The sequence below is a fragment of the Betaproteobacteria bacterium genome (genome assembly GCA_016720925.1).
Lineage (GTDB): Bacteria > Pseudomonadota > Gammaproteobacteria > Burkholderiales > Usitatibacteraceae > UKL13-2.
In genome coordinates, this window is sequence record JADKJR010000006.1 from 1 (window position 1) to 20876 (window position 20876).

Annotated in this window: 18 protein-coding genes and 2 pseudogenes; 15 read left to right on the forward strand and 5 right to left on the reverse strand. The window is 59.9% G+C overall.

All coding sequences use genetic code 11. The annotated features are described in order from the left end of the window. The first annotated feature begins 405 nt into the window (after positions 1 to 405). Positions 406 to 822 (forward strand): nuclear transport factor 2 family protein, encoded by a 417-nt coding sequence (locus tag IPP88_10125; protein ID MBL0123049.1) that lies wholly within the window; start codon positions 406 to 408, stop codon positions 820 to 822. 400 nt (positions 823 to 1222) lie between these two features. Beyond that, positions 1223 to 2386, forward strand: a complete 1164-nt coding sequence (locus IPP88_10130; GenBank protein ID MBL0123050.1) for a multidrug effflux MFS transporter — start codon at positions 1223 to 1225, stop codon at positions 2384 to 2386. A 12-nt stretch (positions 2387 to 2398) separates the two neighbouring features. Here the strand turns inward: IPP88_10130 and IPP88_10135 are convergent, their stop codons facing one another. Together IPP88_10135 and IPP88_10140 are read right to left on the reverse strand one after the other, a co-directional pair. Further along, the gene (locus IPP88_10135; GenBank protein MBL0123051.1) at positions 2399 to 3694 is read right to left on the reverse strand and encodes an MFS transporter; all 1296 of its coding nucleotides are present in this window, start codon (positions 3692 to 3694) and stop codon (positions 2399 to 2401) included. A 138-nt stretch (positions 3695 to 3832) separates the two neighbouring features. Continuing rightward, positions 3833 to 4225: a rhodanese-like domain-containing protein gene (locus IPP88_10140; GenBank protein ID MBL0123052.1), complete on the reverse strand. Its 393-nt coding sequence runs from the start codon at positions 4223 to 4225 to the stop codon at positions 3833 to 3835. Between the two features lie 157 nt (positions 4226 to 4382). Between IPP88_10140 and IPP88_10145 the strand changes: the two genes are divergently transcribed. Together IPP88_10145 and IPP88_10150 are read left to right on the forward strand one after the other, a co-directional pair. Next, the gene (locus IPP88_10145; protein ID MBL0123053.1) at positions 4383 to 5648 is read left to right on the forward strand and encodes an amidohydrolase; all 1266 of its coding nucleotides are present in this window, start codon (positions 4383 to 4385) and stop codon (positions 5646 to 5648) included. Positions 5649 to 5874: 226 nt separating this feature from the next. Further along, the gene (locus tag IPP88_10150; GenBank protein ID MBL0123054.1) at positions 5875 to 6312 is read left to right on the forward strand and encodes a hypothetical protein; all 438 of its coding nucleotides are present in this window, start codon (positions 5875 to 5877) and stop codon (positions 6310 to 6312) included. 47 nt (positions 6313 to 6359) lie between these two features. Here the strand turns inward: IPP88_10150 and IPP88_10155 are convergent. After that, positions 6360 to 7717, reverse strand: a pseudogene (locus tag IPP88_10155) (IS110 family transposase). Between the two features lie 460 nt (positions 7718 to 8177). On the opposite strand from IPP88_10155, the gene IPP88_10160 reads away from it, so the two are divergent. Further along, positions 8178 to 8765, forward strand: coding sequence for a YbhB/YbcL family Raf kinase inhibitor-like protein (locus IPP88_10160; protein MBL0123055.1), 588 nt, complete (start codon positions 8178 to 8180; stop codon positions 8763 to 8765). 14 nt (positions 8766 to 8779) lie between these two features. Here IPP88_10160 and IPP88_10165 read toward each other — a convergent pair whose 3' ends face one another. Further along, positions 8780 to 9022 (reverse strand): hypothetical protein, encoded by a 243-nt coding sequence (locus IPP88_10165; GenBank protein MBL0123056.1) that lies wholly within the window; start codon positions 9020 to 9022, stop codon positions 8780 to 8782. 200 nt (positions 9023 to 9222) lie between these two features. Between IPP88_10165 and IPP88_10170 the strand changes: the two genes are divergently transcribed. The 10 genes and pseudogenes from IPP88_10170 (at position 9223) to IPP88_10215 (ending at position 20533) form a co-directional block, all read left to right on the forward strand. Then, entirely contained in the window at positions 9223 to 11055 is a 1833-nt protein-coding gene (locus tag IPP88_10170; protein MBL0123057.1) for a DUF885 domain-containing protein, read from the forward strand. A 41-nt stretch (positions 11056 to 11096) separates the two neighbouring features. Beyond that, positions 11097 to 14830, forward strand: a pseudogene (gene metH, locus IPP88_10175) (methionine synthase). A gap of 67 nt (positions 14831 to 14897) precedes the next feature. Then, entirely contained in the window at positions 14898 to 15143 is a 246-nt protein-coding gene (locus tag IPP88_10180) for a hypothetical protein (GenBank protein ID MBL0123058.1), read from the forward strand. Positions 15144 to 15337: 194 nt separating this feature from the next. After that, positions 15338 to 15805 carry a sulfur oxidation c-type cytochrome SoxX gene (gene soxX, locus IPP88_10185; GenBank protein MBL0123059.1) on the forward strand — a complete coding sequence of 156 codons (468 nt, stop codon included), beginning with the start codon at positions 15338 to 15340 and terminating at the stop codon, positions 15803 to 15805. Further along, on the forward strand, positions 15802 to 16263 hold the full coding sequence (locus IPP88_10190) for a hypothetical protein (protein ID MBL0123060.1): 462 nt from the start codon (positions 15802 to 15804) through the stop codon (positions 16261 to 16263). Before soxX ends, IPP88_10190 begins: the two co-directional genes overlap by 4 nt. A gap of 2 nt (positions 16264 to 16265) precedes the next feature. Next, positions 16266 to 16589, forward strand: a complete 324-nt coding sequence (locus tag IPP88_10195; GenBank protein ID MBL0123061.1) for a thiosulfate oxidation carrier complex protein SoxZ — start codon at positions 16266 to 16268, stop codon at positions 16587 to 16589. Beyond that, entirely contained in the window at positions 16589 to 17350 is a 762-nt protein-coding gene (gene soxA, locus IPP88_10200) for a sulfur oxidation c-type cytochrome SoxA (GenBank protein MBL0123062.1), read from the forward strand. The genes IPP88_10195 and soxA overlap by 1 nt, the downstream gene beginning before the upstream one ends. A gap of 127 nt (positions 17351 to 17477) precedes the next feature. Then, complete coding sequence (locus tag IPP88_10205; protein MBL0123063.1) at positions 17478 to 18557, forward strand: NADH:flavin oxidoreductase/NADH oxidase; 1080 nt, start codon at positions 17478 to 17480, stop codon at positions 18555 to 18557. 112 nt (positions 18558 to 18669) lie between these two features. Continuing rightward, the gene (locus tag IPP88_10210) at positions 18670 to 19371 is read left to right on the forward strand and encodes a glutathione S-transferase N-terminal domain-containing protein (GenBank protein ID MBL0123064.1); all 702 of its coding nucleotides are present in this window, start codon (positions 18670 to 18672) and stop codon (positions 19369 to 19371) included. A gap of 40 nt (positions 19372 to 19411) precedes the next feature. Continuing rightward, positions 19412 to 20533 carry a YcaQ family DNA glycosylase gene (locus IPP88_10215; protein ID MBL0123065.1) on the forward strand — a complete coding sequence of 374 codons (1122 nt, stop codon included), beginning with the start codon at positions 19412 to 19414 and terminating at the stop codon, positions 20531 to 20533. Here the strand turns inward: IPP88_10215 and IPP88_10220 are convergent. Then, positions 20436 to 20867: a hypothetical protein gene (locus tag IPP88_10220; protein ID MBL0123066.1), complete on the reverse strand. Its 432-nt coding sequence runs from the start codon at positions 20865 to 20867 to the stop codon at positions 20436 to 20438. The genes IPP88_10215 and IPP88_10220 overlap by 98 nt on opposite strands. Positions 20868 to 20876 lie beyond the last annotated feature (9 nt).

Sequence of the window (20876 nt, forward strand, 5' to 3'; positions counted from 1 at the left end):
TGGTTCTGGTGCAACCGAGTGCCTATCCAGCCAGCCACTTACGGCAGCGCGCAATTCCATCGATACCAAACGCGTTGGCGCATACGGCGCGATTGGCGAGATCCCCGGCGCGATGTTTAAGCACTTCACGACCATCTTTAAGCGCAGCGGATGCGCCGAATCCGCACGATGTCGGGCAGGCGATTGCCGCGCTGGTCGCGCAGCCCAGGGGCACACGTGCTGCGCGTACCGTGGTGGGCGCTGAATTTGGGTCCGCGACGATTAACAAGCAGGCCCGGAACCGGTGCAGGCAGGCGTGATCGAGGCAACGACGCCAAGTCATGGCAACGATCATCTAACGATAAGTGTTTGCCGGTCGCGCCATGAACGCGACCGCGCACCCTCATTCCAAAAAGGACAGTACCCATGATGCGGCCTCCTTACAACAAAGCCGACTTGTCGGCACGCGAAATCGTCACTTCGTTTTATGCCGCGATCGCGCGCGGCGATGTCGAAGCCATATTTGCCGTGTTGCATCCCAATCTCGATTGGACCGAGGCCGAAGGGATTCCTAATGCAAGCGGCACGTGGCGTTCCCGCAAAGAGGTCGTCGACAAGCTGCTGATCCGCTCGGAAGAAGACTGGGTTGAGTTTTCCGCAACGCCGCTGGCTTTGTCGAGTGATGATCGCGTCGTGGCGCTCGGCGTCTATGCGGGCACGGCGAAGTCGACCGGCCGATCCATGCAGGCCGAATTCGCTCATCTCTGGTCGGTGCGCGATGGTAGGCTCGCCAGTTTCAAGATGTATGCCGACAAGTTGCTGATTGACCGGGCGATGCGATAACCGGCTTCCGCGACGCCGCGCTCGCTGCTCCGCAGTCGGTACAATGAGATTCTTCCATCGCGACCAACTCGCGTTGGCGCGTCCGCGGAATGAATCAGTCCGTTCCGGGGAAGTGATGGACAAGTCATAGAGCACGGGTCAGGCAATTGGTGATGCAACTTCTCGGCAGGTCAAACCCTAGCGCCGGTGCGCTGTTTCAGCGATTTTGCGCCCGTGAGCCGCGCCAGTGCTTGAGATTGAGCGGGGGTTTCGATTCGCATGCGAATCGCCCGCGATACGACTGCCCCACGTATGGGGCAGCGCGACCTGCAAGGTTGCCGGGGTCACCTTGACGCCAGGCACCCACGCCCACCACCGCACCCCGCGCTGGTTGCTCGCGTTGCTGCTGGCCGCCCTCGGCATGCTCGGCCCGTTCGCGGTCGATACCTACATTCCGGCGTTCCCGAACATCGCCAACGATCTGGGGGCGAGCGTGTTGCAGATGCAGCAGACGTTTTCGGTCTATCTCATCGGCTTTGCGGTGATGTTCCTGTTTCACGGCGCGCTGTCGGATTCCTTTGGCCGCAAGCCGATCATTCTCTGGGGCCTCGGCGTATTCTTGATCGGCACGGTCGGCTGCGCGATGTCCGGAACGATCGGGCAATTGTTGTTCTTCCGCACATTGCAAGGCGTGTCGGTCGGCGCGGGCATGGTGGTGGGGCGCGCTATGATTCGCGACTTGTTTACCGATGCCGATGCGCAGCGCCTGATGTCGATGGTCACGATGTGGTTTGGCCTGGCGCCGGCCGTCGCGCCGATCATCGGCGGGTTCCTGTTTTCGCATTACGGCTGGCACTCGATTTTCTGGTTCGTCGCCGCCTTCACCCTGGCGTTGATCGTGACGAGCGTTTTCGCCTTTCACGAGACATTGCCCGTCGAGAAGCGCCAATCGTTTCGCATACAACCGCTGCTGGCCGGCTATCGCGAAGTGGGCGCCAATATTCCCTTCCTGCTGCTGTCGTTCGCCAGCGGATTCAACTTCAATGGTTTCTTTCTTTACATTTTGTCCGCGCCGGTTTTCCTGCCGCAGCATTTGCATCTCGGCCCGACGGAATACGCATGGCTGTTCGTTCCCGGCATCGGCGGCATCATGACCGGCGCGTTCATTTCCGGGCGCGTCGCGGGCAAGTGGTCACCGGCGAAAACAATCCGCGCCGGTTACACGTTCATGATGCTGGCCGTTCTCTTCAATCTGGCGTTCTCGACTTTTTTCGCGCCGGCCATTCCGTGGTCGGTGATTCCGATTTTCATCTACGCGATGGGTTCCGCGACCGCGTTTCCGTCGCTGTCGATCCTGGTGATGGACCTGTTTCCGTTCCGTCGCGGCATGGCTGTTTCGCTGTCGGCCTTTGTCGGCGGCATGATCAATGCGCTGGTTGCGGGGATCATCTCGCCCGCGCTATCGCATTCGCCGGTGCTGCTCGCGTGCGGCATGGGCGCGATGATGTTGTGCGGGCTGGTTTGCTGGGTGGGTTACCGGCGTGTGGTCAAATACACCGCGCGCCGATCGTCAGCGGGCCGATAAACCAGCAGGCCATTAAACGCTTTGTTTGCAGTAGGTCTCTTTGGTGAATAGCAGCAGGACCAGCGCGACAACGCCCCACACCAGCATCAGCGAAAAGCCTTGCTGGTATGACGCGAAATCAAATACACGCTTGCCATCGACCAGCGCCCCATGCCAATGGCGGTCGAGAATAAAACCAACCAGCGGCTGCATGTACATCGGGCCCTGAATCACGCCCATATTGCTGATGCCTGAAACGGTTCCCGCCAATCGCGCCGGACCGGACTCTTTGGCGAAGGCAAAGCTGACGATGAAGCAGCCGCAAAAAAAGCCGATCGCGCATAGCATCACGCAGAGCACCGCATACGGCCAATGTTCAACGTAAATCAGTGCCGCCCAAAGCATCAGAGAGATGGCCAGGCCGCCAATGTAGAGCGGCTTCCGGCGGCCGAGGCGGTCCGACGCCGCGCTGTAGCTGATGCTGCCGATCGCCCAGGCCACCATCATCGCCGAGCACAGGCCGGCCGCGTTGGTGGGTGTGAGGTCATAGTGGGTGATGAGAAACGGCACGCCCCACAGACCGGCAAAGGTCAGCACCATTGCGCTGGCCACGCCGGCGATGAAGAACAACAGCACCACGTTGCGGGAGCGCAGTACTTCTTTCAAATCGTCGAGCAGGTGAGTGTCATGGGCGGTGCCGTGCGTTCCCTCGAAATAGCTCGCATAGCCACGCTCGGACGGATCATCGCGCACCAACAGCCAGGTGGCGATGGCCAGGAGCGCGGTCAACGCGGCACTCATCCACATCACGTTGCGCCAACCGAATTCATTGACGAGCAAACGCAGGGGCGCGCCGGCCGCGACGGCGCCGAATACGCCGACCGCCAGCGCGATCCCCGAGGCGAGCGCGTATTGCCGTGGCGGCATCCAGTGCGCGGCGAGCTTCAGCATCGACACGAACGCCACACCCACCGAGGCGCCGATCAGCAAACGGCCCAGGTTCGCCATGCTCACGTCCGTTGCCATCGCGAACACGGCCGTGCCCAAGCCCGCGATGATCGCGCCCGCCGTCAGCAGGCGTCGCGGGCCGAGGCGGTCGGCCAAAATGCCGGTGGGGATTTGCATCGCCACGTAGCTATAGAAATAGAACGCGGAGAGATTGCCCAGGCCCGCCGCCGTCAGCGCGAACGCCTCGGTCAGCTCATTGGTGATGACCGCGGGCGAGACGCGCTGGTAAAAGCCGATGAAGTACAGTGCCGCGCCCAAGCCCCAGATGGCCCAGGCGAGAGAGGCAGACGGATGTTCGCGCGACGCGCCGGGAGAATTCACGCCCTCAATTTTCACGCCCCCAATTGTCTGCTCGCGACGCAAACCGATGACGAATCGCGGTGCATGAAACTCCAGCACTGGCGAGCCTTCCAGGCATAAAATGCCTGAAACGCCGCGCCAGAGCTAGAGATCGATGTCCTAGACCTGCGCCCAAGGCAACCCCGCGCTGCGCCATCCGCCGAGCTTGCCGCGGTGGTGCTGCTCATCGAGATCGCCTTCAAAGCCTTCGAGCACGTTATAGACGCGGGTGAAGCCGGCAGCCTCCAGTGCAATCCCTGCGTCGACGGAACGATTGCCGCTGCGGCAGATCAGCACCACCGGCCGATGCGTCGAGTGACCGACAGCCTTTTTTACCTGGCCGACAAAATGCGGATTGATATCCCAGTCCGGTCCGTCATTCCAGGGAATCGTCATCGCGCCGACCGGATGGCCGACGAACAGAAATTCCATCTCGCTGCGGCAATCGACGAACACCGCCGTCGGCTCCCTTTTCAAAAATTCATCTGCTTCCAGCGGCATGAGATGTTCCATGGTCTTCCCCGATTGATGGTTTGGCGTCATTGCGGCGCTTTCATTCCGCCATGACGCGGAATAGCGAATTATAGCGAGCGCTATCGTTCCCTGCGCTCCCTGCGCCCCGCGTGGAGCTTGATGCGATAATCGCTTGTCCAATTTCGAGAGTGAATCCATGAATGCCCCTGACGCCTTTCTTGCACTCGACACCATCATCGCCCAGCACGCGGACCGCATCAACGACAAGGTCATCGCCTGGCGGCGCGATCTGCACGCCAATCCGGAGCTGGGCAATCGCGAATTTCGCACCGGCAAGCTGGTGGCCGCGCATCTCAAGGCGCTGGGTTTCGACCGGGTAAAAGAAGAAGTTGCCTATACCGGCGTCGTCGGCGTCCTCAACGGTGACAAGCCGGGACCGTGCGTGGCCTTGCGCGCCGACATGGATGGACTGCCGGTGACGGAGGAAACCAATGTGCCGTTCAAGAGCAAGGTGCGCGCGCAATGGAATGGCGTCGAGTCCGGCGTGATGCACGCGTGTGGCCACGATACCCATGTCGCGATCCTGATGGCGGTTGCGGAAATCCTGGCGGGAATGCGCGCGCATATTGCCGGGTCCGTCAAGTTCATCTTCCAGCCGGCCGAAGAAATGCCACCCATCGGCGAAGAAGGTGGCGCGAAGTTGATGATCAAGCAGGGATGCATGCAGGATCCACCAGTCGACGCGGTGTTCGGCTTGCATATCACCTCCAAGCTCCATACCAATCACATCGGCTACCGCTCCGGGCCGCTGATGGCGTCAGCCGACCAGTTCCGCATCTTCGTGCGCGGCGAACAAACGCACGGCGCGCAGCCGTGGTCGGGCGTTGATCCGATCGTGGTCGGTTCGCAAATCGTGCTCGGCCTGCAAACCATCGTCTCGCGAAAAATGAACATTACCGAAGAGCCTTCGGTGGTCACCGTCGGCAGTTTTCAGGCGGGCAATCGCAGCAACATCATTCCCGACGAAGCGAAAATGGAAGGCACCATCCGCACCTTCGATGAAAAGCACCGCAGCGAAATCCATGAATTCATCCAGAAGATCACGACGTTGATTGCCGAATCGGGCGGCGCGAAGGCGAAAGTGCATATCGAATCGGGCTACCCAGTAACCGTCAACGATGCCAGGCTGACCGACTGGTCGGTGCCGGTATTGAAGCGCGCGGCCGGCGAGAAAAACGTCGGCATTTGTCCCAAGACCTGCGGCGCGGAAGACTTCGCGTTTTATCAGAAGGAAGTGCCGGGATTTTTCTTCTTCATCGGCTGCACGCCGCACGATCAGGAATGCAAATACGCGCCGTCCAATCACAGCCCGCGTTTCTACGTTGATGAGACGGGATTGAAAGTGGGGGTTAAAGCGCTGACAACGTTGGCGTTGGCGTGGTTGGCGGCGCCTCACGCTTAGATGGTGCGCAAAGGGTTGGGTGCGGCATTTCTCAGTTTCGTTTGGGGGTGAGCAGAGTTTGGGCGGGGGCTTTATCCAAAATCATGTGTTTGCTTTTTCAAATAGGACGTACTATTTCGCAGTATGTGTTTGAACAAACGAGCATTACTTATCCACACCTCTGAAATTGACGCTTTACAAACCGTCAATTAGGAGGCCTACATCAAAGTTAGACATCTCTAATCCCATGCTGCGCCACCTGATTATATTTTTCACTTTGCTCACCGTCAGCGTCGAGTGCTTAGGCAACGACTCGGTGAAGGTTCGTTATCAGACGCAAAACAATTTCGGTGGCAACGAACAATTCGAATTTGTTGTAACTCGCTCACAGCCAGGTGACGTTGATTTGGACAAGTACTTTCGCACCGTTCAGGATGCACTCAAGACTGCGAATGCAAATTCGAAATGGGAAAGTGCTGGAGGAATTCACATACCAGTTGCGCAAATTGACGTGGAACTTGGTAACCAACGCTTTTCTCTTGTGTCGAACTATGAAAACGGCAGTGCGCTCATTTTTTCGCCGGATACGGCGATTGACCGTCGTCATCGAAAGGCATTCGATCTAATCATGAGAATTACAGCTGAGCGAATGCGTGTATTGGCTGGTGCTACCGCGAGTCGATGATGTCTCTTAAGAAACACCTCCCAAGTGATTGATTTGTAATTCGGGTTTCATGTGGGTTGTTCGGCGGCGATGAGTTGCATACCCATTTTTTCGGCGCGCTGTGCCAGATGGCGGAGAACGCGTCGCGGTAACGCTCCTCGTAGTAGGCCTGGCCCTGGTCGGTGTACTCCTGGCCCTTGGTGAGCATCGGTAGATCAGCCGCGAGCTTGTGGGCGGCCGCGGTCACGGCCTTGGGCTTATCCATGCGCGCGCACATGCGCCGGAAGTACGCGCCCAAGGCGGACTGGCTACTGCGCAGCGCGGCGGCGGCCAAGCGCAGGGCCTGGGCCGCGCGGTTGGCACAGCGCTTGGTCTTGCCGCTCATCACCTTGCCGCCGGTGATCTTGGTGCCCGGGCACAAGCCCAGCCAGCTCGCGAAGTGGCCCTCCGTGGGAAAGCGTGACATGTCGGCCCCGGTCTCGCTGATGACCGCCAGAGCGGTGGTCACATCGATGCCGTCGATGCGCGTCAAGTCCACGCCGCACATCTTGAACAGTTGGGTACGCAGATCGAACTTCGGCGCATTGCGTGGCCGACTGCGCTTCTTGCCTTTGGCTGGGTCGCCTTCATGAACCTCCAGCCGCTTCAACTGCGCTTCGATCTCCTGATCGCATTCAGCCAGTTGCGTGCCGATAAAGTCGAAGGCGGCCAGCGCCTGCTTGAGCGCGAACAAGTGCTCGGCGCGCCAGTTGCCTTGCAGGCTCTTGGCGATCTCATCGACGCTGGCGCGCACGCGCACGTTCTTCATCGCGCCCAGCACTTGACCGTCACGCTCGCCGGCGACGATGGCGCGCAGGATCTTCTGGCCGGTCTCGCCCACCACGTCGGAGATGACGTTGGCCAGCTGCACGTTCATCTGCGTGAGCGCCTTTTGCATGTGCTGCACGTGGCGGCCCTGGCTGCGCAGCAGCATGCCGCGCTGGCGCCACAGCGAGCGCAGCACGCACACCCGCTCGGCCGGGCGGAACGCACCGCTGAGCAGGCCGTAGGTCATGAGCTGCTGAATCCACTGACAGTCGAGCACGTCGGACTTGCGGCCCGAAACGTTCTTCACGTGACGCGCGTTGACCAGCAGCACCGTGAAGCCACGCGACTCCAGCAACTCGAACAGGGGGATCCAGTACACGCCGGTAGACTCCATCGCCACCGTATCCACCCGGCAGGCCTGAAGCCAATCAGCAATGGCATTGAGGTCAACCGTGAAGCTGGGAAACTCGCGCACCGGCTCATCGTCCCGGTCAGGCGGTACGGCCACAAAGTGCGCCGCGCTGCCGATGTCAATTCCTGCCGCATTGGGGTGGGTGATCGTCAGTGCCACTCGGGACTGACCCGGCTTGAGTCTGAGGCTTCGATTGCGTTGAGCCATGGCGTGCTCCATCATTCGTTCAGGAATGTGGCGCCGCCTCGGGTACGTCGTCTTGCTCACTCTCTCAAACGGGATATCCCCTCGGCAGCTGCGAACTGCCGCGCCGATTCACCAATGTCGATGACGTCACCCAGGACCACGCTAACCCGCGGGCAGTACGCACCATTGCTACATCGGTCTTCCGCGGCACCGCATTCCACCTTGCCACAACCGAGCCGCCAGGTGTTTCTTCGGCGCGATTTGCGGCAGCGGGCCGATTACTTCGCTAACCCGTCGCTCAAAGTCGCTCCCTTTGGTCGCTGGACGCCGCAAAAGCGCGGCGCCCTTTACCTTGGTCGCTACAAGGGCCGCACAAAATCCAGTTGTGGCCTGTCGGCAGAAAGTGCGCCTGTCGACGTGAATTGAACAATCGGCGGTACCGAAAGCCATTGAACGACGAACTACTTCGAAGGAGATCACGATGCATCCATCCCTCACTTTGCGCGGCTTGTTGCTCGCGGCGGTCGCTGTGCTTGCTACGGCATGTGCGACTCCGCCGTCGGGCGGCGACCCGGGACACAAGGGCTTCAGCCTGTGGTCGCCCGGCCGCGTGGACAACGCTTTGCTGGACACCAAATACGGCGGCAAGAACCCGGCGAACGCCAACTGTCCCGGCGAAAACATCTCGCCCGCGTTGACCTGGGCCCGCGCGCCATCGGCCACGCGCAGCTTCGTGATCCTGATGGACGACCAGGCTGGCCGTACCGGGCTCGGCGTGAACCACTGGGTCGGCTACGGCATCAAGGCCAGTGCGTCCGGCTTGCCCGAGGGCGCGGCACTTGCGCCGCAGGCCGCCTTCACGGTCGGCAAGAATTCGCTCGGCATGCCCTACCTCGGCCCCTGCCCGCCGCGCGGCAACGCGCCGCAGCACTACGTCTATACGCTGATCGCCACCTCGCTCGAAGCCGAGGCGCTGCCGCCCGGGCTCGACAAGGCCGCCGTGCTCGATGCGCTCAAGGGCGGCAAGGCGCTCGGCGCCGCCAGCCTCGTGCTGCGCTTCAATCACTGAACTTCGCGTGTTGGCTAGTGCATGGCGCGCTGCACCATGCAAATTCCCAAGCGCGCACTATAGCCGTGGAGTGCCGCGATGAAAATCGATGAAAAGGCCAGCGTCATTTGTTTTTCCTGAAACAATTCATTCTGACTGTTCATTGCCGCAACGCTGGGGTCAGTCTCGTCTTTTGCCCCGAGCATCGTCAAATCGCCATCTGGCGCGCCCTGCAGCGGCAAAATGCCCTGAAACGCCCGCCAATGCTGGCGTTGCATTGCTTCATCCAGCCTGCCCTGTACGGCCCCGCAAAAAAGCGCGTAAAATTCCATCTTGCGCCGATTTGACCGGAACAGTTGTTCCTTCAGCTTGCGGGCGCTGGGCGGTGGTGAACCCTAAATCCGGCTAAAGCGAGACAGCGATTTCCGTCGAAACCTGTCCCACTTTGCGGGCAGGTTTTTTTGTTTCTGGAGCAAAGATGCTGAACGTCAAATTGAATTCACTCTCGATCGTTTCCGGTCTGTTACTGGCCGCCGCACTCGCCACCATTTCACCTGATTTGCTGGCGCAGACAAACGCTGCCGGTACCACGCCACCCAAATTGACCGAAGGCGAAAAGCTTGCCGCGATCGCCGAGCGCTATTTTCAGGACAGGCTGACCCTGAATCCGCTAATGGGCACGCAAATCACCGGCGACGCGAAGTACGAGGGCGAACTGGAAATCGACATTGCACCGGTGCATCGCGCCAAGATCAGGGCGCTCTACCAGCGTGCCCAGCGTGAGCAGGCGGCGCTGAATGTGAAGCTGTTGTCGCCGGCAGACGAAATCACGCGATCGTTACTGGAAGACGAAGTCAAGTTGCAGCAGGAGGCGATGCGCTATCCCGGCGATCTGTTGCCGATCGACCAGTACGGCGGGCTGCCCGTGTATATCGCGCAGTTTGGCAGTGGCCAGCAAATTCAGCCGCTCAAGACCGTTGAAAATTACCGGAATTACTTGAAGCGGCTCGACAAACTGCCGGCGTGGGCCGACCAGGCGATCATCAACATGCGTGCGGGCATCGAGCGCGGCGTGGTTCAGCCCAAGGTGTTGATCGAGCGCGGCTTGCCGTCGCTGCAGGCGCTGACCACCCGGGACCTCGACAAGAACACGTTCAATCTCGCGATTCGCAATATGCCCGCGTCGTTCTCGGCGGTGGAACGTGAAAAACTCGCGGCCGAATACCGTGAATCGATTGAAACGCGGCTGGTGCCGGCGATGGAAAAGCTGGTCGCGTTCCTGGAAAAAGAATATCTACCCAAGTGCCGCACGACCGCGGGTATCGACGCGCTTCCCAACGGCAAGGCCTGGTACGAATTTCTCGTGCGCTATTACACGACTACCAAACTCAAGCCCGACGAGATTCATGCGATGGGCCTGAAGGAAGTCGCGCGCATTCACCGCGAAATGGAAAAGGTCAAGGCGGCGTACAAATTCAAGGGCACGTTGGGTGAATTTTTCAAGTGGCATGAAGGGCTCGCGGAAAACCGCCCGTTCAAGACCGAGCAGGAAGTGCTTGACGCGTATACGGCGCTGAACCGCAAAATTATCGAGAAGCTGCCGCAGATGTTTGGCCGGTCTCCGAAGGCGCCGCTGGAAATCCGCGCCGAGCCGGAATTGACCCGCGCGACCGCATCCGATCACTATTCGTCGCCCGCCGCGGATGGCTCGCGACCGGGCGTGTTCTATGCGGTGATTGAAGACGCCGCCAAATATGGCAACACGCTCATGACAACGCTGTTCCTGCATGAAGGCCAGCCGGGGCATCACTATCACCTCGCCTTGCAGCAGGAGTTGCCGTTGCCGAAGTTTCGCCAGCATGGCTGGATTACCGCGTACGGCGAAGGCTGGGCGCTTTATGCCGAGACGCTGGGCCGGGAGATGGGGTTGTTCGAGGACCCGAACGCTTATCTCGGGCATCTGTCTGATGAACTGCTGCGCGCCGTGCGTCTCGTTGTCGATACCGGTTTGCACGCCAAGGGCTGGACGCGCGAAAAAACCATCCAGTACATGATGGACACGCAGGGTTATTCGGAGGCCGAATCGCGCCGCTATACCGAGCGCTATATGGAATCGCCGGGACAGGCGTTGGCGTACAAAATCGGCTCGCTGAAAATCCAGGAACTTCGCGCGCGCGCAAAAACAAAACTCGGGGCGAAATTCAGCCTGAAGAATTACCACGATCAGGTGCTGAGCGATGGCGCGCTGCCGCTGCACCTGCTGGAAGCGAAGATCGATAGCTGGATCTCCGCACAATTGACAAGTAAATAGGACATCGAGCCGGATCACATCCGGCAAGGTGTGCACACGACATGGACCACTCACTTTCCACACGCCCTTCCCGCACGGCCGCGCTCGAGAAAGCGCTGATGCAGCGCATCCTCGTGCTGGACGGCGCGATGGGCACCATGATCCAGCGCTATCGGCTCACCGAGGCCGAGTATCGCGGCGCGCGCTTTGCCGACTGGCCCAAGGATCTGCGCGGCAACAATGATCTGCTTTCGCTGACGCGTCCGCAGGTCATCCGCGAGATTCATCGGCAGTATCTCGATGCCGGGGCGGATATTCTTGAAACCAACACCTTCAATTCGACCGCGGTTTCCATGGCGGATTACGGGATGGAGGCGCTGGCGTATGAACTGAATCTCGAAGGCGCAAAACTGGCGCGCGAAGTAGCCGATGCGATGTCAGTCGAATCGCCGGCCAAGCCGCGTTTCGTCGCCGGCGTACTGGGGCCGATGAATCGTACGCTGTCTCTGTCGCCCGACGTCAACGATCCTGGTTTCCGCGCGGTCGATTTTGATGAAGTCAAGAATGCCTACCGTGACGCGACGCGTGGGCTGATCGACGGCGGTGCAGACATCATCCTGATCGAAACCATTTTCGATACCTTGAATGCCAAGGCCGCGATATTCGCCGTCGAAGAAGAATTCGAGGCGCGCGGGCTGGTTCACGAACATCGCCTGCCGGTGATGATCTCCGGCACCATTACCGATGCGTCCGGCCGCACGCTGTCGGGGCAAGTGGTGGAAGCGTTCTACAACTCGGTGCGGCACGCGAAGCCTCTGTCGATCGGCTTCAACTGCGCGCTGGGCGCGAAGGAATTGCGGCCACACATCGAAGAGCTGGCGGAAAAGGCCGATTGCTATGTGTCGGCGCATCCCAATGCCGGCCTGCCCAATGCCATGGCGGAATACGATGAGCTGCCGGAACAGACCGCGACCTTCATCCGCGAATGGGCGGACGCAGGCTGGCTCAATATCACCGGCGGCTGTTGCGGCACCACGCCGCAACACATCAAGGCCATCGCCGATATCGTCGCGCCGTGCAAGCCGCGGCATGTCCCGGCGATTGAAAAACGTTTGCGCCTCTCGGGGCTTGAGCCCGTCAACATCGGCGACGATTCGCTGTTCGTGAACGTCGGCGAGCGCACCAACGTGACCGGGTTCCAAGGCCTTCGCGAAACTGATCCTGAATGGCGACTATAGCGGCGCCCTGACGGTCGCGCGCCAGCAAGTCGAGAACGGCGCGCAGGTCATCGACATCAACATGGACGAAGCGATGCTGGATTCGCAAGCGGCCATGACCAAGTTCCTGAACCTGATCGCGAGCGAGCCGGATATTTCGCGCGTGCCGATCATGATCGACAGTTCCAAATGGAGCGTGATCGAAGCGGGCCTGAAATGCGTGCAGGGCAAGTCGATCGTCAACTCGATATCGATGAAGGAAGGCATTCCCGAATTCGTCGAACGCGCCAAACTCGCGCGCCGCTACGGCGCCGCCGTGATCGTGATGGCCTTCGATGAAAAGGGACAAGCCGACACCTATGAACGCAAGATCGACATTTGTGCGCGGTCGTACAAAATCCTGACGGAAGAAGTCGGCTTCCCGCCGGAAGACATCATTTTCGACCCGAACATTTTTGCCGTCGCGACCGGCATCGAGGAGCACGCGACCTACGGTATCGACTTCATCCGCGCGACCGAATGGATTCGCAATAACCTGCCGCTCGCCAAAGTGAGTGGCGGCGTATCGAACGTGTCGTTCTCATTCCGTGGCAACGAGCCGGTGAGGCGAAGCCATTCACACCGCTTTCCTGTATCACGCCGGCAAAGCGGGCATGACCATGGGCATCGTCAACGCCGGGCAACTGGGCGTGTACGACGACATTCCCAAGGATTTGCTCGAGCGGGTGGAGGATGTGCTGTTCAATCGCCGGGCTGACGCGACCGATCGCTTGGTCACGTTCGCGGAACAATACAAAGGCCAGAAAAAAGAGAATATCGAAGACCTCGCCTGGCGCGACCAGCCGGCTGAAGCAAGGCTTTCGCATGCGCTGGTGCGCGGCATCACGCAGTACATCGTAGAGGACACCGAAGAAGTTCGTGTCAAGGTCAAGGCAGCCGGTGGCCGGCCGATCAATGTCATCGAAGGTCCATTGATGGACGGCATGAACGTGGTCGGCGACCTGTTCGGTGCGGGCAAGATGTTCCTGCCGCAAGTGGTGAAATCGGCGCGCGTGATGAAGCAGGCGGTCGCACACCTGATCCCGTTCATCGAAGAAGAGAAACGCCTGCTCGGCAGCGAGAATGCCAAGGCCAAGGGCAAGATCGTGATGGCCACCGTGAAAGGTGACGTGCACGACATCGGCAAGAACATCGTCGGCGTGGTCATGCAATGCAACAACTACGAGGTGGTGGATCTGGGCGTGATGGTGGCCTGCGACAAAATCCTCGATGCCGCCATTGCCGAGAAGGCGGACATCGTCGGCTTGTCCGGATTGATCACACCGTCGCTGGAAGAAATGGCGCACGTCGCCAAGGAAATGGAACGCCGGGGATTTACGATTCCGCTTTTGATCGGCGGTGCCACTACGTCGCGCACGCACACGGCCGTGAAAGTCGAGCCAAATTACCACGGTCCGGTGGTGTGGGTGCCGGACGCATCCCGTGCCGTCGGTGTCTGCAGCAATTTGCTCTCGGACGAGTTGAGGAACAACTACGTGCAATCGGTGCGCGATGATTACGTGAAAGTGCGCGAGCAGCACGCCAACAAGAAAGGCGTGAAGCTGGTTCCGCTGCCGACGGCGCGAGCGAATCGCACCAGGATTGAATGGAAAGGCTATGCACCGCCGAAGCCCACGTTCACCGGTGTGAAGCAACTCAAAAATTATCCGCTGGAAGAACTGGTGCCGTTCATCGACTGGGCGCCGTTTTTTCAGACCTGGGACTTGTGGGGGAAATACCCGCAAATTCTCGACGACGCCACCGTTGGCGCCGCTGCACGTGAAGTATTCAACAATGGCCAGAAAATGCTCGACCAGATCATCAAGGGCCGCTGGCTAAGTGCCAATGCGGTGGTTGGCTTCTGGCCTGCCAACAGCGTGGGTGACGATATCGAAGTGTATGCCGACGAAATGCGCGAATCACGTGTAACGCCCATCGCAACGTTTCACCAGCTACGCCAGCAAAACGAAAAGCCGTCGGGCAATCCGAACCAATGCCTGGCGGATTTCATTGCACCCAAGGAGTCCGGACTCAATGATTACGTCGGCGCATTTGCGGTGACCGCCGGTATCGGCTGCGAGGCGCGCGCCAAGGCGTTCGAAGCCGCCCACGATGACTACAGCGCCATCATGATCAAGGCGCTGGCGGATCGTCTGGCCGAAGCGTTTGCCGAACACCTGCACTGGAAAACGCGGCGGGAGTACTGGGGCTACGCCAAAGACGAGGCGCTCTCCAACGAGGCAATGATCGCGGAACAATACACTGGCATCCGCCCCGCGCCGGGCTATCCGGCATGCCCCGAGCATACCGAGAAGGGCACGCTGTTTTCACTGCTGCAGGCGGCTGAAAAGGCAGGTATATCGCTCACCGACAGCTACGCCATGTGGCCAACGGCCGCGGTATCCGGATACTACTTCTCACATCCGCAATCGCAATACTTTGCTGTGGGTAAAATTGATCGCGACCAGTTGACCGACTACGCAAAACGCAAGGGTTGGGATGTGGCAACCGCTGAGCGGTGGCTGGGACCCAATACGTGATTGACGGCGGCGCGACATGCGTGTCGACCCCGCCGATATTGATGAACCCAATATGAACGAGCGCACAATGACCTCTGACTCAAACGGCTCATACACACACTTCCCGTCACCGTTGAAGTCGTATTTCTTCAGCATTCTGGCGATCATTGCCTCCGCCGTGCCAGGTGTCTGGCTGGCGTGGCTGGCAATGTCGGCGGCGGGCCTGCAGGGCGTGCCGCTTGCGCTGGCGGCCGCATTGGGGGCCATGGTCCTGAGCGTTGTTTTTTTTGCCGCGCTGGTGGCAATCGGGCGGGCGCTGAAAATCATTAAGTAGTTCGCGTCGCGATGCAGGATCCCGCGGAAGACGTTATTCTGTCAGGACTTCAATAACCCCCGTCTGAGCACTGGCGCGCTTTCATTTGCCCGGCATTTATGGCCGGTGAACAGCCTGGCGCCAATGCTAGTGTTTGAGCCGTTTACATCGCAAATCTGCGAACCATTCATGCATCCCACGATCAGATTTCCATCATGCGAGATCCTGTCTTGAACGCCGGTTTGCTTCCGGCGAGTGGTTTTCCACGCGCACGCAAGATCGCAACTTTGCTGACAATTGGTGCGATAGCAGGTTGCGCGCAGTTGCGCGTGCCCAACGACAGGATCGAGGAGCGGGTGGCCAGCGTTGACGGCGATGCGGTGCGCGGTCGCGAGGTGTTTGTCTCGCGCGAGGCGGGGCATTGCGTCCTGTGCCACGCGGCGCCGGATATTTCGCTGTCGGGCAATATCGGCCCGCCACTTCAAGGCGTCGGCAGCCGATTGTCGGTCGCGCAACTTCGCTTGCGCGTAGTGGATATCACGCGCCTGAATCCCGACGCGGTGATGCCGGCGTTCTATCGCGCAACTGAATTGAATCATGTGGCGCGGCGATACCGGGACCAACCCGTGCTCAGCGCGCGGCAAGTTGAAGACGTGGTCGCATTCCTGGAGACATTGAAATGAATCCGTCGCGTTCAAATCGCCGCCGCGTGCTTGGCATGATGGCCGTCGCCGCGTTAGGCGGCAGTTTGCCCGGCGCCGCCGCAGCGGACGCCGACCCTGCACCGGCACTCATCCGCGACCTGGTTGGCGCATCGCCATTGCGTGAGGGCCGGATCCGCCTCACCATTCCCGAACTGGCCGACACCGGCCATTCGGTACCGGTCGCCATCGAGGTGGATAGCCCGATGACGGCGAGCGATTTTGTAAAAAGCATTCACCTCATCGCGCCGCGAAATCCGCGCCCGCTGGCGGCAAGTGTGATGTTCAGCCCGCTATCGGGGCGCGCCTCGTTTGGCACCCGAATCAGACTGGCGGGCGAGCAGGAAGTGGTGGCGATCGCGCGGTTATCTGACGGTTCGCATTGCCTGGCGCGCGCGAAAGTGGTGGTGACCGTTTCATCCTGCATCGATGGGACCTGACGATGGCGCTTGCGAGACTGAGCGTTCAAGAGAAAGCCACTCGCGGCGAAATCGTGCCGGTGCGCCTGGTGATCCTGCACGCGATGGAATCCGGTTTCCGGCTCGACGCCAATGGCCAGACGATTGCGAAGAATGTGATTCGTGCCATCACGTGCCGCTACGCCGCGCGCGAAGTATGGCGGGCGGAACTTTCCAGCGGCATCGCCGCCAATCCCTATTTTGAATTTTTCGTTCGCGCCGATGTGAGCGGGGATATCGAGGTAGTTTGGGAAGACGACAACAAGGAGAAAGGGTCGATTCGCCAGCGCATTGAGGTTGCGACTTGATGTTGCGCGCAGGCATTGTATTGCTCGGCATCTGCAGTGGTGCGTTCGCGCAAGTGCCGGTACCCCTGAAAGCAGGCAGCGAGTTCCAGTCTCCAGAAATTCGCAAGTTGCAGGCCGACGGGTTTGCCAATCCGGCGATGCTCTGGGTCGCGCAGGGTCGGCAGTTGTGGATGACGCCGCAAGGCGCCACGCGCAAGTCCTGCAATGATTGCCACGGCGCGGCGGAAACGTCGATGAAGGGAGTCGCGACGCGCTATCCGCGGGCCGCGCCGCGTACCGGCCGCGCGCAAAATCTCGAGGGCCAAATCAACGCCTGCACGGTTGAGCGACAGGATGCGCCGGCCCTGGAGGCCGAATCGGATGCGTTGCTGGCACTGACCGCGTTCGTCGCGTTCCAGTCTCGCGGCATGCCCATGAACGTGCAAGTCGACAGCGGGTTGCGCGATACGTTTGATGAAGGCAAGCGCCTGTACAACCAACGCATCGGGCAATTGAACCTTGCATGCCGTCATTGTCATCAGGCCCACTGGGGCAAGCAACTGCTGGCCGACACGCTCAGCCAGGGACACGGTACAGGCTATCCGGCCTATCGTTTCGAGTGGCAAAAGATTGGCTCGCTGCAACGGCGGCTGCGTGCGTGCTATTTTGGATTGCGCGCGGAGATGCCGGAATATGGGGCGCCGGAATTGACGGCGCTGGAGGTGTATCTGGGGTGGCGCGCGAACGGCCTCGCCATCGAGGCCCCCGGCGTTCGCAAGTAACACGTGTGGGGTCAAGTCGGTCAGTTCCCGGCAAAAGAGATACTTGGTTGTTTGATCTGGGTCGATCGTCAGGCAATCATCCGGGCTAGAATTCAATCACACCCAAAAGCCTGAAAGTCTGTCCATCATGTCCCAGCTGTTTTCCCCATTTCAACTGCGAGAACTGTCCTTCCGCAACCGTGTGTTTGTTTCGCCCATGTGCCAATACAGTTGCGCGGATGGTCTGCCGACTGACTGGCATCTGGTGCACCTTGGTTCACGTGCGGTGGGTGGCGCGTCGCTGGTGTTGACCGAGGCTGCTGCCGTGACACCTGCGGGGCGCATTTCGCCGGAAGACGCCGGAATCTGGAATGATGCACAGCGTGACGCGTGGAAGCCGATTGCTGCGTTCATCAAAGCGCAGGGCGCCGTACCCGGCATACAACTCGCACACGCGGGGCGCAAGGCATCCACTTACTCGCCATGGCGAGGTGCCGGCAAGGTCACCGCCGACAAGGGCGGCTGGGACGTGCTGGGGCCGAGCAATATGGCATTTGCCAGCACGTTTCCGGTGCCGCACGAAATGAGCAAGGCGGAACTGGAGGCGACGGTCGAGGCTTTCGTCAACGCGGCAAGGCGTTCGCTGGCGGCGGGTTTTGAAGTGCCGGAAATCCATGCGGCACACGGCTATTTATTGCACGAGTTTTTGTCGCCCCTCTCGAATTCGAGATCCGATCAATACGGCGGCTCGCTCGAAAACCGCATGAGGTTTCCACTCGAAGTATGCGAGGCGGTTCGATCGGTCTGGCCTGCTCATCTGCCGGTATTCCTGCGAATATCCGCAAGCGACTGGAAGGAGGGGGGCTGGGATCTGACGCAATCGATCGAATTCTGCAAGCGCGCCAAGGCGATCGGCATCGATCTCATCGACGTGTCCTCCGGCGGTAATGTGGCCGACGCAAAGATGACCATCCGCCCCGGCTACCAGGTGCCGTTTGCTCGCGCGATTCGTGCTGCCGCGCAGATTCCAACGGGTGCGGTGGGACTGATCACGGAAGCCGTGCAGGCTGAACAAATCGTCGCGGATGGCGACGCCGATTGTGTTTTTCTGGCGCGCGCCTTGCTGCGCGATCCCTATTGGCCGCGTCACGCGGCAGCGGCGCTGGGCGTATCCCTGGAATGGCCGAACCAGTACGCGCGTGCAGGCGTTGGCGCATTTGGCAAATAGCTGGCAGCCTGTCGGACTTGGAAGAAATCCGCTGCAAAATGATCTGGCCGGTGCAGATTTCCTCCAAGTCCGACAGGCTGCTAGTGCAGAATTCATTTGAAAGGAAAACACCATGATTGACCTCTACTACTGGCCGACACCAAACGGACACAAGATCACGCTGTTTCTCGAGGAGGCAAAACTCGCCTACAACCTCAAGGCGGTAAATATCGGCACAGGCGATCAGTTCAAGCCCGCATTTCTGGAAATTTCGCCGAACAACCGGATGCCGGCAATCGTCGATCACGCGCCGATCGACGGGGGCAAGCCGATCAGCGTATTCGAGTCAGGTGCGATCCTGCTGTACTTGGCCGGCAAGACCGGAAAATTCATCGCAAAGGATCTGCGCGGGCAGGTGGAAACGCTCGAGTGGCTGATGTGGCAAATGGGCGGGCTCGGTCCGATGCTCGGTCAAAACCATCACTTTGCCCACTATGCGCCGGTAAAAATTCCGTATGCGATCGAGCGTTACGTGAAGGAAACGTCGCGTCTGTACGGGGTCCTGAACAAGCGTCTCGCGGACCGCGCGTTTATTACCGGCAAGCAGTATTCCATTGCCGACATGGCGGCCTATCCCTGGATCATTCCCGAACGCCAGGGGCAGGACATGAAAGACTTTCCGCATCTTGCGCGTTGGCACGCCGCGATCAAAGCGCGACCGGCCACCAAGCGCGCGTATGCTCGGGCGAAAGAAGTGCGTCCCGACCCGCCGATTGCGATCGACGAGGCGCAACGCAAGGTACTTTTCGGGCAGGACAAAAGCGTTGTTCGATAAACTCGATGCGGTAACGTTGCGGATTTGAATCAATAGCCGCATGACGCTCGACGAATTACGCCGTTACGCGGTTGCCCGCGCATTCGGCCCGCCTGCTGATCTCCTGACTGCGGTTCGCCGGCTCGGATATTTGCAGGCCGATCCGATTCGCGCGCCAGCACGTGCACAGGATCTGATCTTGCGGCACCGCGTGGCCGGTTATCGCATTGATGATCTCGAAAAGGAATTTCCGCGGCTGCCGATTATCGAAGACATGCTGCACAACTACGGCTTTTTCCCCGAGGAGCATCTGGCACTTCTGCATCCGCGCGTCCTGTCTCCTCGCTGGCGGGAATTCATGACCGAACATCAGCCGTTGCGGCGCAAGCTGCTGCGATATTTATCCGAGCAGGAAGAGGCGCATCCGCGCGATGTCGAAAGTGTGTTGGGCGCGGGCGCGCGCATTAACGGTTGGGGCGGCACGTCATCTGCAACCACTCTGATGCTGGAGGCCCTGCACCGCGAAGGACTTGCGCGGGTTCGCCGGCGCGACAAAGGTCTTCGCATCTATGCGCTTGCACCGCCACGTGAAGCCGCGATGTCTCCCATCGCGCGCGCGGATGGACTGATTGCATTGATCGTCAATCTCTATGCGCCGCTGCAGGAACGTTCTCTGATGCGCGTCTTTAGCATGATGGGCACGAACAAGCCCGCGGTCGATTTCGCCAAGCGGATCGAGCTGGCGATCAAACGCGGAACATATCGGCGCGTGACAGTGGATGGGGCGCCCTATATTTGGCCCGCACATGAAGAGATGCCCGAAGCTGCTGACGACAAAGTGCGTTTTCTGGCGCCGTTTGATCCCGTGGTCTGGGACCGGTCGCGCTTTGAACACCTTTGGGGCTGGGCCTACCGCTTTGAGGCGTATACGCCGGCATCGAAACGCAAACTCGGGTACTACGCGCTACCGCTGTTGTGGCGCGAACATATCGTCGGCTGGGCCAATACTTCGGTGACCGCAGGTCAGCTCAACGTGCAGATTGGTTACGCATCAAAGAAGCGGTTGCGCGGAAATACGGCAGCGTTTAGTTCTTCCTTGGAATCCGAGACGGAACGGTATCGACATTTCCTTCTCGCGTCGACTCAGCTGACTCCTTCGGCGCGGCGGCTTTCGCGGCCATGACCTTGCCGGCTTCCTCGACAAAATCGTTGTAGTCCTTGATTGCAACATTGCCGGCGGCAACCATTGCCTGGGCGCTGGCCTGGGCAGCTTTTTGTACGCGTTCGGCCTCTTTTTGCTGGGCCTGCGCGAAGCCTTCCGCGCACTCCTTGAATTTGGCCAGTGCCGCAACGAACGCGGCCATCTGATTTTCGGTGATCCGTTTGGACGTGTCGATCATTGCTGGCCTGGCACAGCTGTGCTTGGCAACTGGCTCTGATGCGGCAACGGGCGCCGTCTGGGCAAATGCGCTGGTGATGGTGGTTGATGCAACGAAAACGATGGCGAGATATTTCATGATTTTTAC